The organism is Flavobacterium sufflavum (assembly GCF_004016525.1).
Taxonomy (GTDB): domain Bacteria; phylum Bacteroidota; class Bacteroidia; order Flavobacteriales; family Flavobacteriaceae; genus Flavobacterium; species Flavobacterium sufflavum.
In genome coordinates this window covers 11,487-27,072 of record NZ_SACJ01000003.1, presented here as the reverse complement: position 1 = coordinate 27,072, position 15,586 = coordinate 11,487, and the positions used below count along the sequence as shown (strand labels likewise).

The following is a 15,586-nucleotide window of genomic DNA, read 5'->3' as shown; positions in this document are numbered from 1 at the left end:
TAAAGATTATTCTTTTTAACAACTTGGTGAATTATAGATATTAATGATTATGGAAAAAGAGACAAAAATGGAAATGGCAACTTTTGCAGGTGGTTGTTTCTGGTGTACCGAAGCTGTTTTTTTGGAGTTAAAAGGAGTAGAGGCTGTTGTTTCGGGCTACATTGGAGGGAAAACGATAAATCCAACCTATAAAGAAATTTGTCAGGGAGATACCGGACATGCCGAGGCGATTCAAATTACTTTTAATCCTGAAGTCATTTTGTTTGGTGAATTATTGGAATTGTTTTTTGCAACCCATGATCCTACTACTTTGAACCGTCAGGGAAATGACGTAGGTACTCAATATCGAAGTGAGATTTTTTATCATAATCAAGAACAACGGGAGATTTCGGAGGATTTTATTCGGTTTTTAACGCAAGAAGATGTTTTTGGTAAACCAATAGTTACCCAGCTTTCGCCTGTTTCGACATTTTTTGAAGCGGAAGATTATCATCAAAATTATTACAACCAAAATAAATCACAAGGCTATTGCTCTTTTGTGATAACTCCAAAAATTGATAAAGTACGAACGTATTTTAAGGACAAATTAAAAAAAGAATAGTTATTAAAATTTGATGGGAAGAAAATAGAAAATGGAAACCAGATATAAAAAGCTTTTTTTAGGAATTCTTTTCGATGCAATAGGAATGCTGTCGTTTTCGATTCCTTTTGTGGGGGAGTTTTCAGATGTGGTTTGGGCTCCGGTTTCGGGATTTTTAATGACCAAAATGTATAAAGGCAGAATAGGGAAGCTTGGTGGTATTATTTCTTTTGTAGAAGAATTTCTTCCTTTTACTGATGTTCTGCCTACTTTTACGTTAACCTGGATTTATTATTATGTGATAAAAAAAGAAGACTGATTTATCACTCTTTAAATAAGAAACCTAATCCTATTTTTCGAAGTATTTTCTTTTCGAATGCCCAGAAAAATTTAAATTGGCCAAATAAAAAACCTATCACTACAAGAAGGATTTGGTATAATGGCAATACTATTAATAGGCGAACAGGGGTATGCCAGAAACCGAAATCTTCTTTTAGGATTCCTAACCAGATACAAACGGGTTTTGAAATCCATGCCGAAGCCGATCCTGTGATGGCAAAAACGATAAAAATGATTGTGAGCTGAAAGTTAGATTCTATTTTCCAACGTTCTTTTAATTTCTTCATTTTATTTGTAATGATTACAAATGTAGTGAAGATTATCTAAAGGGAACACGGCCAAAAAGCTTTTGGTGGTAATTATTTTGAAAATAAACCATGTAGTTGTATATCAAATAATTTACTTCATAACCATAATTAATATTGGAATCATAATCGATACTCATTTCGTATAAATCCCGGCTGTAGCGTTGCGGTTGTAAAAAGCGGTTATTCCATTCGTTGATGTATAATTGGTTTTTAGCTTCTAAATAGCTTTGAGTATAAAAACCACGGGGATAAGCCATAGAGTTGAGCCAGGTAGTGAAACCGGGATCAATGATGATAACTTCGTATTCGAGGTCTTTGTTGACAATTTTCGTAGTGTCACTGGTTTGGGGAGCTGTGTTTTTGCTTTTTGTAATGGCGGTTTTATTTGCACTACAGCTAATTATTAATACTCCAAAAAATAGGACAAGTATGTAAAAAAGATTTTTCATGGCGAAAATTTTTCTTATTAAAGTTACGAATTTAATCGCATTTTTTTGGAATATTTTTATATAAAAAAAGCCATTTCTTTGAGGAAATGACTTTGTATTGTGTTTATAAGAGGTTTTTATTTTCCAAAAAGTTTTCCCAGCATACCGCTTAACCCTCCTTTTTTAGTAAGTTCAACAGCATCATCGACATCTAGTTTTCCGTCTGAGTTTTGGTCTAATCCAAAATGTATTCCATAAGTTCTGATGGTCTCCATAATGCCTGCGTGTTCAGGGCTGTCTCCTCCCGTTAAGGAGTTAAGCAGGTCGGATACGCTAAAGCTTTTATCTTTGGGATCGTTGGCTTTAGTTATTAAGGAATTTAGAATTTGTGGGATCATTGTAGTTGCTGTACTGTGAGCAGTGTCAGAACTTAAACCCAATTTTTCTGTTAGCGAATTGGATACCTGATTTGTTATTTCCTGCACCGCAGGATTGTCTTCATTAATGTCTTTACCCTGTAACAAGCCTACTATTTCAGATAAATCGCCTTTGGCTGCTATTTTCTGTAGGCTTGAAAAAATAGAACTGCTAGTTTCTTTTAGTACCGCTTCGTTTTGTTCGTTCGGAATTGCCTCATTTTTTATAACGGCATCAGCTCCAAATTCCTTTGCTAATTGTTCTAATTGGTCTAACATAAGATTTTATTTTATGGGTTACTTACCAAATTTAATAAAAAAAAGGACTCATTACATCTGTAATGAGTCCTTTTGTATATGATAAGTTTTAAAATTATTAGCTCAATAAACTAATGATTTGTGATGCTAATTCAGTTCCAATTCTGTCCTGAGCTTCTCCTGTTGCAGCTCCAATGTGTGGAGTCAAAGAGATTTTTGGGTGCATTAAAAGTTGTGTTGCAGGAGTTGGTTCGTTTTCAAAAACATCTAAACCTGCAAAAGAAACTTTTCCGCTGTCTAAAGCTTTAACTAAATCAACTTCGTTGATAACACCACCACGAGCACAGTTTACAATAGCTACACCATCTTTCATTGTAGCGAACTCTTTTTCAGTTACAATGTAACCGTTTTGAGCTGGTACGTGTAAAGTGATGAAATCAGCTTCTTTGAATAAAGACTCTAATGATTGAGAAGTGATAGTAGTAGTTACTGATTGTCCGTCAAAAAATTCAACTTTTACGTCTACTTTTGGAATAAAGCTATCAGCAGCGATAACTTTCATACCTAAACCAAGAGCCATTTTAGCTGTAGCCTGACCAATACGACCAATACCAACGATACCTAAAGTTTTACCTCTTAATTCAATTCCGTTAGCATAAGCTTTTTTCAGGTCGTTGAATTTTGTATCTCCTTCTAAAGGCATGTTTCTGTTAGAATCATGTAAGAAACGAACACCTCCTAATAAATGACCAAAAACTAATTCAGCCACAGATTCTGAAGAAGAAGCAGGAGTGTTGATTACGTGAATACCTTTGCTTTTAGCATACTCTACATCAATGTTATCCATACCTACACCACCACGACCGATGATTTTGATACCAGGACAAGCGTCGATAATATCTTTACGAACTTTAGTCGCACTACGAACTAAAATTACACTTACGTTGTTTTCGTTGATAAAGTTAGCTACTTGTTCCTGAGCTACTTTTGTAGTGATTACTTCAAAACCACCTTTTTCTAAAGCTAAGATTCCACTTTTTGAAATCCCGTCGTTTGCTAATACTTTCATTCCTTTTTTTTTATTTAAAGATTCGAATTCTTTTTTGATTGAAATAAAGAACGATTAAAAGTTTTTGACCTTTAATCGTTCTTTTTATTTATATGTTTAGTTTTTAAACGTTTTTTTCTAATGCTTGCATTACATCTACTAACACTTGTACGCTTTCAATTGGCATAGCATTGTAGATAGATGCTCTGTAACCACCTACTGAACGGTGTCCAGGCAATCCTGAAATTCCAGCTTCTTTCCACATTTTGTCAAATGTTTCAGTGTGCTCAGGGTTAGTTAGCAAGAAAGTAACATTCATGTTAGAACGGTCTTCTTTTACAGCAGCACCTTTAAATAATGGGTTTCTGTCGATTTCATTATAAAGTAATTCTGCTTTTGCGTTGTTTAATTTTTCAACAGCTGCAACCCCGCCTTTTTCTTTAATCCATTTCATTGTCAATAAAGAAGCGTAAACCGGGAAAACTGGTGGAGTATTGTACATACTGTCAGCTTTGATATGTTTAGCATAATCTAACATACTTGGAATAGCACGACCGTTTTTACCTAAAATTTCTTCTTTAACAACTACTAGAGTAGTTCCTGCAGGTCCCATATTTTTTTGAGCTCCGGCATAGATAATGTCAAATTGAGAAAAATCGATTACTCTTGAAAAGATATCTGAACTCATATCGCAAACTAATGGCACATTAGTTTTAGGGAATGATTTCATTTGTGTACCAAAAATGGTATTGTTAGAAGTACAGTGGAAATAATCTGCGTCAGCAGGAATTTCATAATCTTTAGGTACATAAGTATAGTTGTCTTCTTTAGATGAAGCAACAATTACAGTTTCTCCAAAGAATTTAGCTTCTTTAATAGCTGCAGTAGCCCAAGTTCCTGAATCTAGATAAGCGGCTTTCCCATTTTCTTTCATCAAGTTGTAAGGAACCATTAAAAATTCAAGGCTTGCTCCACCTCCAAGAAAAAGAGCTTTGTATCCTTTTCCTTCTAATCCTAGTAATTCAAGAGCTAAAGCTCTGGCTTCGTCCATAACAGCAACAAAGTCTTTGCTGCGGTGCGAAATTTCTAAGATAGATAATCCTGAATTATTGAAGTCTAAAATAGCTTGTGCTGATTTTTCAAAAACTTCCTGAGGTAAGATAGATGGTCCTGCGCTGTAGTTGTGTTTTTTCATGGTGTATTTAAGTCCAAAAAATTAAAATGCAAATTTCGGTAATAGGAGTTGAATAAACATTAAATTATTCATAATAATTATTAAAAATTTTTCTATGTTATTAACAAAAACGATATAGTATCGATGTTATCGGCATAATCCCATAATTTAGGCTGTTGTGTCTGTCCAAATGCGACGCTGTTTTTCACTAAATTATTACTCACAATACATTGGATATTGTCGGCTTCTGAATCTAATCTTTTTTCTAAATCAGCAAGATTTTCGTAATATTCATAAAAAACACTCGAAATAGGAGAGGCGTGACTATTGTCTTCTTTGATAGTTAAAAAACCATTGTCTAATAATTTGAAATTACTCATCAGGAAAACTGCTTTGTTGTAATCGTAATTATTGGCGTATTTTTCATATTTGATTATGTCCTGGTATTCGAACATCGCTTCGAAAAAGGCGTCAAAATTATATCCTTTTGGGACAAAAAGTTTAGATACATTGCGGCATCCTAAGCCAAAGTATCTGAAAATATCTTCACCTAAAGCGATTAATTGTTCTTTGGTTTCTTCGCCGTTTAAGATGGCAACAGAATTTCGGCTTTTGCGAATAATTGATGGTTTGTTTTTAAAATAATATTCAAAATAACGGGCGGTGTTGTTGCTTCCGGTGGCAATTACAGCATCAAAATTTTCTAATTTCCCTTCGGTGAAAGTGATTTTATTGGCAAATTCGGGTTCGATGTGAATCAGATATTTGGCTAAAAAAGGCAATAAATGCTGGTCGTTTGATGATGTTTTTACCAAAACATCATGTCCGGCAATTAATACCGACAGGAAATCGTGAAAACCAACCAACGGAATGTTTCCGGCTAATATCAGTGCGATTTTTTTAGGTTTTACATTCGAAAAATCATAAGCATTTAACCAGTTGTTTAGGTTTTCTTCTGTCAGGGCATTTGCCCAGGATTGAACTGCATAATACACTTGTTCAGGAGTGTACCAGCCATTATGAGATTGAGATAAATGGATTAAATCAACAAAGGAATCAAAAAAAACAGCATTGCCTAAAACGTCATTTTGAGGACGATTTTCAGCTTCAGAAAATTGGTTCAGGAATTTTCCTAATTCGATAAACGCATTTTTTTTAGTTTCTAATGTCATAATGTTTGTTTATGAAATGTTTTGATTGTAATTTTGCACAAAAGTAAGATTTAATAAGTCGAAAGTCAAAAGTCTTATATCAAATGTTTTTTGGTTATTAAGATTTTAGCTTATAAAAAATAAATACAGAATAAAATGGCAATTATCATAACAGACGAATGTATCAACTGTGGTGCATGTGAACCAGAATGTCCAAATACAGCAATCTATGAAGGAGCTGACGATTGGAGATATAAAGATGGTACCAAATTAAGTGGAAAAGTAGTACTTCCTGACGGAACTGAAGTGGATGCTGAAGAGGCTCAAACTCCTATTTCGGACGATATCTATTACATTGTTCCTGGAAAATGTACAGAATGTAAAGGATTCCATGATGAACCTCAATGTGCTGCAGTATGTCCTGTTGATTGTTGTGTTCCTGATGATAATCATGTAGAGGATGAAGAAACCTTGTTGAACAGACAAGCTTTCTTGCATAATGAATAGTTGATTATATATAATTTCAATTTAAAAATCCTGAGTGAATAACTCAGGATTTTTTTTGTGCTACAATTACAAAAGTGTCGTAAGCGTAGGTTTTTCTGTCAATAATCTGGATAATTTCAAAATGGTTGAGATAGAGGAATAATTGCATTTCGTTTAGGGTAAAAACACGTACTGTGGCATAGTCATTTGCAATTACTTTAGTGTCGTCTATTTCGTCGCTGTAATATTTGGCGGTCCATTCGAGTAAAAAATTGTCGTGCAGGCTTACTTCCCAGCTGCTTTTTCTACTATAATTAATGCCTTTGTGTTGGGCTGTATGAATAATTGTTGGGTTTTCTTTGATGTAAGGAATGAATCGGTTAGCGTCTATGAAATCAAAAATAATAATGCCATCGGTATTGAGATTGTTGTGCAGGCAGCTAAAAGTGTCGTTGATGTCGTTGTTTGAAATGAGATAACTGGTAGAACGACTGGTGATAATTATAGCATCTACTTTTTTTTCGAGGTTAAAATCACGCATGTCAGCGTGGATAAAATCACAGCCGGGATTTCTTTTTTGAGAAATAGCAATCATGCTTTTACTATAATCAAGACCGGTGTAGTTTTGTTTGCTTTCGATAAAACGTTGGGCTAGATTTCCTGTTCCACTGCCTATTTCTAAAATACTTTTAGGGTTGTTTTTTTGAAGTAGTTGGTTGTAAAAAGTGTATTCTTTGTCATAGTCTATGAAGCTTTGGTACATGGCATCATAAATTTCGGCCATTTTATCAGGATAAAGACTAGTCATAATTATACAATTAGTATTGTTGATCGTTTTGCAGTAATTTATCAACTGCAAGATAAGGTTTTTTGCTGAAAGCATTGGTTTTAGAATTCTTAAAATAAAGAAAATTTACCGGGTCAGGATTGAAAAACTAATAAGAAAAATGCTTGTTTTTTGGTCTTAAAAGTAGTGCTGTATTAATTTTGTAAATATGCTATCTATAGATTTTTATGTCTTATATTTGCAACCGTTTAATTTAAAAACTAAAAGGCTTTAGCTGTAATGGCTGGCTGTAAACAATATTATCATGAAAGCAGGAATTGTAGGATTACCAAATGTAGGGAAATCAACTTTATTTAATTGTTTGTCTAATGCTAAGGCGCAAAGTGCCAACTTTCCGTTTTGTACTATTGAACCTAATATTGGTGTGGTAAATGTACCGGATCCTCGTATCAATAAATTAGAAGAATTGGTAAAACCGGAACGTGTTCAAATGGCAACTGTTGATATTGTTGATATTGCAGGTTTGGTAAAAGGAGCCAGTAAAGGTGAAGGTCTTGGAAATCAATTTTTGGGTAATATCAGAGAATGTAACGCGATTATTCACGTTTTACGTTGTTTTGATAATGATAATATTGTTCACGTAGATGGGAATGTAAATCCAATTCGTGACAAAGAAACAATTGACATCGAATTGCAGTTGAAAGATTTGGAAACGGTTGAAAAACGTTTGGAAAAAGTAAATCGTGCAGCCAAAACAGGAAATAAAGAAGCACAAACTGAAAAAGCACTTTTAGACAGAATTAGAGAAGCTTTATTGCAGGCTAAATCAGCCAGAACAGTAATTCCTCAGAGTAATGATGAAGAGGTTTTGATGGAAAGTTTCCAATTGATTACTACAAAACCGGTGTTGTATGTGTGTAATGTGGATGAAAGTTCAGCAGTTAATGGAAATAAATATGTAGATCAGGTAAAAGAATTGGTAAAAGACGAAGAGGCGGAAGTAATTATTCTTTCTGTAGGTGCTGAGGCTGATATTACTGAATTAGAAAGTTATGAAGAGCGTCAGGTTTTTCTGGAAGATATGGGATTAGCTGAACCGGGTTCTTCTGTTTTAATTCGCGCTGCATATAAATTATTAAAACAACAAACCTATTTTACTGCGGGTGTCAAAGAAGTTCGTGCCTGGACAATCAATATTGGATCGACTGCGCCACAGGCTGCGGGAGTTATTCATACTGATTTTGAAAAAGGATTTATCCGTGCAGAAGTAATCTCTTACGAGGATTATGTTCAGTACGGCTCAGAGGCTAAAGCTAAAGAAGCAGGAAAATTCAAAGTAGAAGGAAAAGAATATGTGGTTAAAGACGGTGATGTGATGCATTTCCGTTTTAATGTATAATCTATGAAAAAAGTTCTACTGACTGTTTTTCTTATTAGTTTATTTAATACAACAGGTTTTACACAAAGTAACTATAGTGTAGGATTGAATTTAGGTCTAAATTATACCAGTTTTAGAGGTAGTGATGTATTGGATAACACTAATTCAGGATTTGGTCATTTAGAGGGTCTTTTTGTTGAGTATAGAATTGATAAAAGATTTGCTATTAATACTGGTTTGAATTTAGATTCGAAATCGATAAAATATGAGACTAATTATACATACACCTATTTTGATCAACAAAAATTTGAAGTTGTAAATGAAAGGTGGGATGTAAAAACTACTAATAGATATAAATATTTGACTATTCCTTTATTGTTGAAGTATAGCTTTGGAAAAAGCAAATGTTTTTTTGTAAATGGAGGTGGTTTTATTTCATTTTGGCAAAATCATACTAAGAAGTCAAGAGCAATTAATGATAAAGGAGTGGTTATTGATAATTATTCATCTAGTTCAGGAAATAATTTTCCTTTAGCTGACGATGTTTCGAGTGATTATGGACTGTCTTTTGGATTAGGTAAATTATTTAAATTAGATAATAGAAATACAATTTCAGTAGAATTAAGAGATAATTTAGGTTTGTGTAATACTATTGAAGGTACTTTTGTACAAGGTGTATCGGGTGTGATTAAAACAAATTCTTTGAGTTTAATTGCTAGTTGGTCTTTCTGTTTATAAAAGAGATATTTGTTATAATTGAAACCTACAAGAGTGATTTTGTAGGTTTTTTTTGTTTTTGTCGAAATATTTTTGTTGCTTTATGTGCCCAAATCTAAAATATTTTCAGTCATGAAGCTTCAGCAAATCATAATTGATAATGAAAAGGAAGATAAAGTTCTTTTTTCTTCCAGTGACTTTAATTCAGGTAGGGCAAATCTGGTGCTGGCTTTTGGTGAAAGAGTTCTTTTGGAGGAGATACAACCTTATAAAAAAATAAGAGATTTGTATCCAGAGGCACAGATTGTTATTTGTTCTACTTCGGGGCAAATTTCGAATACCAATCTAATCGAAAATAGTATTGTAGCCACTGCCGTAGAATTTGAAAAAACGGATATAAAAGTTGCCGAAATTGATATTTTTAAAAATTCGGATATTCATGAATTAGGGAATAAAATTGAAAGCGATTTTTTTGATGAAAATTTAAAATCAATACTGATTCTTTCAGAAGGTAGTTTTGTTAATGGAACAGAACTCATAAACAAACTCATAAAACAAACCGAAGGTCGAATTCCTATTTTTGGAGGGCTGGCAGGTGATGAATACAAATTTGAGAAAACAATTGTAGGTTTAAACAGTGATGCTTCTCAAGGGAAAATTGTAGCTGTTGGTTTTTATGGGGATGCAATTCATTTCGGTTTTGGTTCTAAAGGTGGTTGGAGTGATTTTGGTCCTCAAAGAGAAGTTACGCTTTCGGAAAGGAATGTATTGTATAAGATAGGAGATCGGTTTGCATTGGATTTGTATAAAGAATATCTTGGAAAATATGCCGAAGAATTGCCGGGTTCATCATTGTATTTCCCGCTTTCGATGAAAGAAGATAAAGGTTCTGAACCAATTGTAAGAACCATTTTATCTATAGACGAAGAAAAAAAATCAATGACTTTTGCCGGGAATATTCCTCAGGGATCATTTGTTAGATTGATGAAAGGGAATATGGATAAAATAATAGATGCTTCTTACAATGCGGCTTCACAAACATTTTCGGAAAAATCTACAAAACCGGAATTAGCTTTGCTAGTTAGTTGTGTGGGACGAAAAGTTGTTCTGGGTAATAGAATTGAAGAAGAATTGGAGGTTGTAAAAGAGGTTTTTGGAGAAGATACATTAATTTGTGGTTTTTACTCTTATGGGGAAATTTCTCCAACGCTAAAAAAAGTAGCCTGTGAGTTACATAATCAAACGATGACTATTGCAACTATTCATGAAGAATGATAAATGGAGAAAGAAAATATACATAGACAACTTAACAGGCAAATAAAAAAACATTTTTCGGATGACTTCATTGCTAATAATGAGTCGGTTCAAAAATTTATTGAAGTTGTCAATCTTTCGTATTTGAATTTTGAAAAAGATGCTGAATTATTCGAACAATCTTCACGTTTGAACGATTTGGAATATTATGAAATAAATCAAAAATTAAAGTCAGAATTAGAAAAAAAAGAAAACATACAGAATAAATTAATTCAAGCCATAAAGCAGTTAAGTGACAGTGAGGTAAAATTGGTGAATGAGGATGATTCCAATAATTTGTTCAAAATTTTGCGAAATGAAATAGAATACAAAAGAGAATTTCAGAATGAATTGTATGCCGCAAAATTGAATGCTGAAAAAGCCAATGAAGCCAAGTCGGATTTTCTTTCCATTATGAGTCATGAAATCCGGACTCCATTAAATGCTATCATCGGTTTGATTTACATTATGGAAAAAGAAAATACTTTAAGTAGTTTTCAGGAAAATCTGGAAGTTTTAAATTATTCGGCACAGAATTTATACATGCTCATCAATGATATTCTGGATTTTAATAAGATAGAAGCAGGGAAAGTTGAACTTGAAAAAATTCCATTTGACTTTAAGGAATTAGTTGAACATATCGCCAAAACATTAGAAAATAAAGCTGCCGAAAATTTAAATAAGATTGAAGTAATTATTGATGATAATTTTTCTCCTTATGTAATTAGCGATCCATTAAGAATAGGTCAGATTATTACCAATCTGGTTTCGAATGCTGTAAAATTCACTAAAAATGGCTTGATTCAGATTAAAATAGCTCAAATTAGTCAAAATCATAATCTTTCCACTTTTAGAGTTCAGGTTGTAGATACCGGAATTGGGATTGATGTAGAAAAGTTTAGATTGATTTTTCAAAAATTTGAACAGGCAGAAGTAAAAACTACCAGACAGTTTGGAGGCACAGGTTTAGGTTTGGCCATTACTAAAAAACTACTTCAATTATTAAATTCAGATATCGAATTGGAAAGTGAAATAGGAGTTGGTTCTAATTTTAGTTTTGTCTTGGAATTGCCATTTTTCTCAACCAATTTGGAATTAAAAAACAGCATTGTACATCATGATTATAAGGAAGAAAATTTGGAAGGGTTAAAAGTTCTTTTGGTTGAAGATAATCTGATTAATATTAAAATTGCCGAAAAAATATTGAAAAAATGGGGCGTAAATGTTGATACGGCAGAAAATGGACTTATTGCTGTTGAGAAATATAAATCAAACCTCTATGATGTTATTTTAATGGATTTGTCAATGCCTGTAATGGATGGTTATGAGGCTACTGCCATTATAAGGGGAGAAAATTCATCTATTCCCATTATTGCATTGACCGCTTCGTCTTCTTATAGTTATCTTGAAAAAGGATTGAAAATTGGTATAAATGAATATATTTTGAAGCCTTTTAATCCGAAAGAATTAAATATGAAATTGAAAAAACATTATAAATAATTTCTTTTCAAAAGAGGCTTTTTGTGTGATAGATATTTAAATTTGGTTACTTTTAATCAAAAAATATATCTATGAAAATAATAGCTTTTGGAGCCAGTCCAAGTAAAAAATCCATCAATAAAAAATTGGCGACTTATGCCGCTTCACTTTTCGGAAATGCTGAAGTAGAAGTGTTGGATTTGAATGATTATCAAATGCCTTTATTTAGTGTTGATATCGAAGCAGAAATTGGTCAGCATGAATTAGCAAAGGCTTTTTTAGCTAAAATTGCCAGTGCCGATTTTTTAGTGGTTTCTATGGCGGAAAATAATGGGAATTATTCAGCTGCTTTTAAAAATTTATACGATTGGTGTTCCAGAATTGAAGGGAAAGTATTTCAGGGAAAACCAATGCTGCTTATGGCAACTTCACCAGGAGGAAGAGGCGGTGCCAGTTCTCTGGAAATTGCCAAAAATGCTTTTCCGCGTTATGGAGCTGATGTAAAAGCAACTTTTTCATTGCCTAGTTTTGATGCTAATTTTGATGTAGCAAACGGGAAGATTTCTAATGAGGAATTTGACAGTCAGCTGAAGGAGATTGTTAAAGGGATTTAATCTTTTTTTTGATAAAATAATTTAGGATTAAAATTAAAACAATATGCGAAAACAATTTGGAGCAAGACCTTCAAAATCAGATTTAGAAAAGTATTCCAAATCGTCTTATTGGAATGGTAAAATTTTTGAAAATTTAGAAGAAACCACGATGGAGTTTGCTTTATCAAATTTGCCTAAATTTTTGCATAAACAATTTTGTCAAAAGGAAGACAGAGAACCTTTGGAACCATTGCCAATTTTGTCTTTCGATAAAGAACAATTTGAGTCAGGAAATCATTTGATGAAAAGTATCTGGTATGGACATTCGGCAATTTTAATGCAACTGAATCATAAAAATATTCTAATTGATCCCATGTTTGGTCTGGATGCAGCGCCAATTGCTCCTTTTAAAGTAAAGCGTTTCAGTGAGGGAACTTTAGATTTAATTGATGAATTTCCTGAGATTGATTTGGTTTTAATTTCGCACGACCATTACGATCATTTGGATTATGATAGTGTTTTGAAACTTAAAGACAAGACGAAGCAATTTTATGTGGCTTTAGGTGTGAAAAGGCATTTGGTTTCCTGGGGAATTAATCCAGAAAAGGTAACCGAATTTAATTGGTGGGAAGAATCTGTTTTTGAAAATATCAAAATAACATTTACGCCGACGCGCCATTTTTCGGGAAGGGGATTAACCGATAGAGCCAAATCGCTTTGGGGTGGATGGGTTTTTAAAACAGCGGAAGAAAACATTTGGTTTAGTGGTGATAGTGGTTATGGAAGTCATTTTACAGCCATTGGAACCCGATTAGGTCCTTTTGATTTTGCTTTTATGGAATGTGGACAATACAATGAAAATTGGCATCAAATTCATATGTATCCTGAGGAAAGTGTTCAAGCGGCAATTGATGCCGGGGTGAAAAATATGATGGCTGTTCATTGGGCAGGATTTGCATTGGCACAACATTCCTGGAAAGAACCAGTGGAACGATTTGTTGAAAAAGCAACAAGTGAAAATCTAAAATTTATTGTTCCTGAAATGGGTGAATTGTTTAATGCTAAAAGCATTAATAATACTGAATTCTGGTATAGAAATGTGCTGTGAAATTTTAATATGAGATCTTGAATTTTGTCAAAAATATTCTTGATAACTTTGATAAATATCATTTTAAAAATCTTCCGAAATACACTATATTAGCACAAAATCCACAAAATTTAAATGTCAGATCAAAGTAAATATACCGAAGATAATATTCGGTCACTCGACTGGAAAGAGCATATCCGTATGCGTCCCGGAATGTATATCGGGAAATTAGGAGACGGTTCTTCGCCAGATGATGGTATCTATATTTTATTAAAAGAAGTACTCGATAACTGTATCGACGAATTTGTGATGGGTGCCGGTAAAACTATCGAAGTATCCATAAAAGACAAAACGGTTGCCGTAAGAGATTATGGCCGTGGAATTCCGCTAGGGAAAGTGGTTGATGTGGTTTCTAAAATGAATACGGGAGGGAAATATGATTCCCTGGCTTTTAAGAAATCCGTTGGTTTAAATGGTGTGGGTACCAAGGCGGTGAATGCTTTGTCTAATTATTTCCGTGTAGAATCGGTGAGAGAAGACAAACAAAAGGCGGCTGAGTTCTCTGCCGGTAATTTGGTTCTGGAAGAAGATGTTATCGATACTACCAAACGCAAAGGAACGAAGGTTACTTTTACTCCTGATGAGGCTATTTTTAAAAACTACAAATTCCGTAACGAATATGTAGTGAAAATGCTTAAGAATTATTGTTACCTGAATGCAGGATTAACGATAATTTATAACGGAGAAAAATATTTTTCAGATAATGGATTGAAAGATTTATTAGATGAAAATATCGCTATCGAAGATATGGTTTATCCGATCATTCACCTCAAAGGAGATGATATTGAAATAGCTTTAACGCACAGTAAGTCGCAATACAGCGAAGAATACCATTCTTTTGTAAACGGACAAAATACCACTCAGGGAGGAACACATTTAGTAGCTTTCCGTGAGGCGATTGTAAAAACCATTCGTGAGTTTTATAATAAAGGTTTTGAACCTTCTGATATTCGAAAATCCATTGTCAGTGCGATAAGCGTGAAGGTAATGGAACCTGTTTTCGAATCACAGACTAAAACCAAATTAGGTTCTACTGATATGGGTTCCGAGCCCGGAATGCCATCAGTGCGTACCTTTGTAAATGATTTTGTCAAAAATAATTTAGACAATTATTTGCATAAAAATCCTGAAACTGCCGATTTGCTTTTGCGCAAAATTTTGCAAGCCGAAAGAGAGCGTAAAGAACTTTCGGGCATTCGAAAATTAGCCAAAGACAGAGCGAAAAAAGCCAGTTTACACAATAAAAAATTACGTGATTGCCGCGTGCATTTGCCGGATATTAAGAATCCAAGATATTTAGAAAGTACGCTTTTTATTACCGAGGGAGATTCGGCTTCCGGATCGATTACTAAATCGCGTGATGTAAACACACAAGCAGTATTTAGTTTACGTGGTAAGCCTTTGAATTCGTATGGAATGAGCAAAAAAATTGTGTATGAAAATGAAGAATTCAACTTGTTGCAAGCAGCTTTGGATATCGAAGACGATATGGAAAATCTGCGTTACAATAACATTGTTATCGCAACCGATGCCGATGTCGACGGAATGCACATTCGATTGTTGTTGATTACATTTTTTCTACAGTTTTTTCCGGAATTAATCAAAGAAGGTCATTTGTATATTTTGCAAACCCCTCTTTTTAGAGTTCGAAATAAGAAAGAAACCATTTATTGCTATTCTGAAGAAGAGCGAAAAGCGGCTATCGAAAAATTAAAACCCAAACCGGAAATCACCCGATTCAAGGGATTGGGAGAGATTTCGCCAAATGAGTTTCAGTTTTTTATTGGCGAAGATATTCGATTAGATCCTGTGATGATGGATAAACATACTTCGGTAGAACAATTGTTGTCATTCTATATGGGGAAAAATACTCCTGACCGACAAGAGTTTATCATCAAGAATTTGAAGGTGGAGTTGGATACCTTGGATGAAGTAAAATAATTTAAGAATATAATCAATTTCGTAGACACTCTCTGCGGGATTCGAATCTCAAAAAGCGTAGGA

The 15,586-nt window shown here is 33.7% G+C and carries 17 protein-coding genes; 10 read left to right on the top strand and 7 right to left on the bottom strand.

What is annotated here, in order from left to right; translation table 11 throughout:
* Positions 1–49: 49 nt before the first annotated feature.
* Both msrA and EOD40_RS05845 read left to right on the top strand, forming a co-directional pair.
* Positions 50–601: a peptide-methionine (S)-S-oxide reductase MsrA gene (gene msrA / locus EOD40_RS05850; protein ID WP_128193976.1), complete on the top strand. Its 552-nt coding sequence runs from the start codon at positions 50–52 to the stop codon at positions 599–601.
* Between the two features lie 31 nt (positions 602–632).
* Entirely contained in the window at positions 633–899 is a 267-nt protein-coding gene (locus EOD40_RS05845; protein WP_128193975.1) for a hypothetical protein, read from the top strand.
* A gap of 4 nt (positions 900–903) precedes the next feature.
* Here EOD40_RS05845 and EOD40_RS05840 read toward each other — a convergent pair whose 3' ends face one another.
* The 6 genes from EOD40_RS05840 to EOD40_RS05815 all read right to left on the bottom strand — a co-directional run bounded on the left by EOD40_RS05840 (position 904) and on the right by EOD40_RS05815 (position 5,723).
* Positions 904–1,206 (bottom strand): DUF6787 family protein, encoded by a 303-nt coding sequence (locus EOD40_RS05840; RefSeq protein WP_128193974.1) that lies wholly within the window; start codon positions 1,204–1,206, stop codon positions 904–906.
* A 32-nt stretch (positions 1,207–1,238) separates the two neighbouring features.
* Positions 1,239–1,676, bottom strand: a complete 438-nt coding sequence (locus EOD40_RS05835) for a DUF6146 family protein (protein WP_128193973.1) — start codon at positions 1,674–1,676, stop codon at positions 1,239–1,241.
* Between the two features lie 116 nt (positions 1,677–1,792).
* Complete coding sequence (locus EOD40_RS05830; protein WP_128193972.1) at positions 1,793–2,350, bottom strand: hypothetical protein; 558 nt, start codon at positions 2,348–2,350, stop codon at positions 1,793–1,795.
* Positions 2,351–2,447: 97 nt separating this feature from the next.
* Complete coding sequence (locus tag EOD40_RS05825) at positions 2,448–3,398, bottom strand: D-2-hydroxyacid dehydrogenase (protein ID WP_128193971.1); 951 nt, start codon at positions 3,396–3,398, stop codon at positions 2,448–2,450.
* 103 nt (positions 3,399–3,501) lie between these two features.
* Positions 3,502–4,572, bottom strand: a complete 1,071-nt coding sequence (serC, locus tag EOD40_RS05820) for a 3-phosphoserine/phosphohydroxythreonine transaminase (RefSeq protein WP_128193970.1) — start codon at positions 4,570–4,572, stop codon at positions 3,502–3,504.
* A 92-nt stretch (positions 4,573–4,664) separates the two neighbouring features.
* Positions 4,665–5,723, bottom strand: coding sequence for an acyl-CoA reductase (locus EOD40_RS05815; RefSeq protein ID WP_128193969.1), 1,059 nt, complete (start codon positions 5,721–5,723; stop codon positions 4,665–4,667).
* Between the two features lie 135 nt (positions 5,724–5,858).
* Here EOD40_RS05815 and EOD40_RS05810 point away from each other — a divergent pair, with 135 nt between their 5' ends.
* Positions 5,859–6,209, top strand: coding sequence for a 4Fe-4S dicluster domain-containing protein (locus tag EOD40_RS05810; protein ID WP_128193968.1), 351 nt, complete (start codon positions 5,859–5,861; stop codon positions 6,207–6,209).
* 43 nt (positions 6,210–6,252) lie between these two features.
* Here the strand turns inward: EOD40_RS05810 and EOD40_RS05805 are convergent, their stop codons facing one another.
* Entirely contained in the window at positions 6,253–6,996 is a 744-nt protein-coding gene (locus tag EOD40_RS05805) for a class I SAM-dependent DNA methyltransferase (RefSeq protein WP_128193967.1), read from the bottom strand.
* Positions 6,997–7,279: 283 nt separating this feature from the next.
* On the opposite strand from EOD40_RS05805, the gene ychF reads away from it, so the two are divergent.
* The 7 genes from ychF to EOD40_RS05770 all read left to right on the top strand — a co-directional run bounded on the left by ychF (position 7,280) and on the right by EOD40_RS05770 (position 15,523).
* A complete protein-coding gene (gene ychF / locus EOD40_RS05800; protein WP_128193966.1) occupies positions 7,280–8,374 on the top strand; it encodes a redox-regulated ATPase YchF in 1,095 nt (364 codons plus the stop codon).
* 3 nt (positions 8,375–8,377) lie between these two features.
* Entirely contained in the window at positions 8,378–9,091 is a 714-nt protein-coding gene (locus EOD40_RS05795; protein ID WP_128193965.1) for an outer membrane beta-barrel protein, read from the top strand.
* Between the two features lie 111 nt (positions 9,092–9,202).
* Positions 9,203–10,345: an FIST signal transduction protein gene (locus EOD40_RS05790; RefSeq protein WP_128193964.1), complete on the top strand. Its 1,143-nt coding sequence runs from the start codon at positions 9,203–9,205 to the stop codon at positions 10,343–10,345.
* A 3-nt stretch (positions 10,346–10,348) separates the two neighbouring features.
* Positions 10,349–11,863 (top strand): response regulator, encoded by a 1,515-nt coding sequence (locus EOD40_RS05785; RefSeq protein ID WP_128193963.1) that lies wholly within the window; start codon positions 10,349–10,351, stop codon positions 11,861–11,863.
* Between the two features lie 71 nt (positions 11,864–11,934).
* Positions 11,935–12,456, top strand: a complete 522-nt coding sequence (locus EOD40_RS05780) for an NADPH-dependent FMN reductase (protein ID WP_128193962.1) — start codon at positions 11,935–11,937, stop codon at positions 12,454–12,456.
* A gap of 43 nt (positions 12,457–12,499) precedes the next feature.
* Positions 12,500–13,543 carry an MBL fold metallo-hydrolase gene (locus tag EOD40_RS05775; RefSeq protein WP_128193961.1) on the top strand — a complete coding sequence of 348 codons (1,044 nt, stop codon included), beginning with the start codon at positions 12,500–12,502 and terminating at the stop codon, positions 13,541–13,543.
* Between the two features lie 114 nt (positions 13,544–13,657).
* Positions 13,658–15,523, top strand: a complete 1,866-nt coding sequence (locus EOD40_RS05770; protein WP_128193960.1) for a DNA topoisomerase IV subunit B — start codon at positions 13,658–13,660, stop codon at positions 15,521–15,523.
* The last annotated feature ends 63 nt before the right edge of the window (positions 15,524–15,586 follow it).

Bases quoted from the DNA above. Each gene is read 5' to 3' on its own strand.
- ychF (WP_128193966.1), top strand. From the start codon at position 7,280: ATGAAAGCAGGAATTGTAGGATTACCAAATGTAGGGAAATCAACTTTA.
- EOD40_RS05775 (WP_128193961.1), top strand. From the start codon at position 12,500: ATGCGAAAACAATTTGGAGCAAGACCTTCAAAATCAGATTTAGAAAAG.
- EOD40_RS05815 (WP_128193969.1), bottom strand. From the start codon at position 5,723: ATGACATTAGAAACTAAAAAAAATGCGTTTATCGAATTAGGAAAATTC.
- EOD40_RS05810 (WP_128193968.1), top strand. From the start codon at position 5,859: ATGGCAATTATCATAACAGACGAATGTATCAACTGTGGTGCATGTGAA.
- EOD40_RS05780 (WP_128193962.1), top strand. From the start codon at position 11,935: ATGAAAATAATAGCTTTTGGAGCCAGTCCAAGTAAAAAATCCATCAAT.
- EOD40_RS05770 (WP_128193960.1), top strand. From the start codon at position 13,658: ATGTCAGATCAAAGTAAATATACCGAAGATAATATTCGGTCACTCGAC.
- EOD40_RS05805 (WP_128193967.1), bottom strand. From the start codon at position 6,996: ATGACTAGTCTTTATCCTGATAAAATGGCCGAAATTTATGATGCCATG.
- serC (WP_128193970.1), bottom strand. From the start codon at position 4,572: ATGAAAAAACACAACTACAGCGCAGGACCATCTATCTTACCTCAGGAA.
- msrA (WP_128193976.1), top strand. From the start codon at position 50: ATGGAAAAAGAGACAAAAATGGAAATGGCAACTTTTGCAGGTGGTTGT.
- EOD40_RS05840 (WP_128193974.1), bottom strand. From the start codon at position 1,206: ATGAAGAAATTAAAAGAACGTTGGAAAATAGAATCTAACTTTCAGCTC.
- EOD40_RS05825 (WP_128193971.1), bottom strand. From the start codon at position 3,398: ATGAAAGTATTAGCAAACGACGGGATTTCAAAAAGTGGAATCTTAGCT.
- EOD40_RS05795 (WP_128193965.1), top strand. From the start codon at position 8,378: ATGAAAAAAGTTCTACTGACTGTTTTTCTTATTAGTTTATTTAATACA.
- EOD40_RS05785 (WP_128193963.1), top strand. From the start codon at position 10,349: ATGGAGAAAGAAAATATACATAGACAACTTAACAGGCAAATAAAAAAA.
- EOD40_RS05790 (WP_128193964.1), top strand. From the start codon at position 9,203: ATGAAGCTTCAGCAAATCATAATTGATAATGAAAAGGAAGATAAAGTT.
- EOD40_RS05830 (WP_128193972.1), bottom strand. From the start codon at position 2,350: ATGTTAGACCAATTAGAACAATTAGCAAAGGAATTTGGAGCTGATGCC.
- EOD40_RS05835 (WP_128193973.1), bottom strand. From the start codon at position 1,676: ATGAAAAATCTTTTTTACATACTTGTCCTATTTTTTGGAGTATTAATA.
- EOD40_RS05845 (WP_128193975.1), top strand. From the start codon at position 633: ATGGAAACCAGATATAAAAAGCTTTTTTTAGGAATTCTTTTCGATGCA.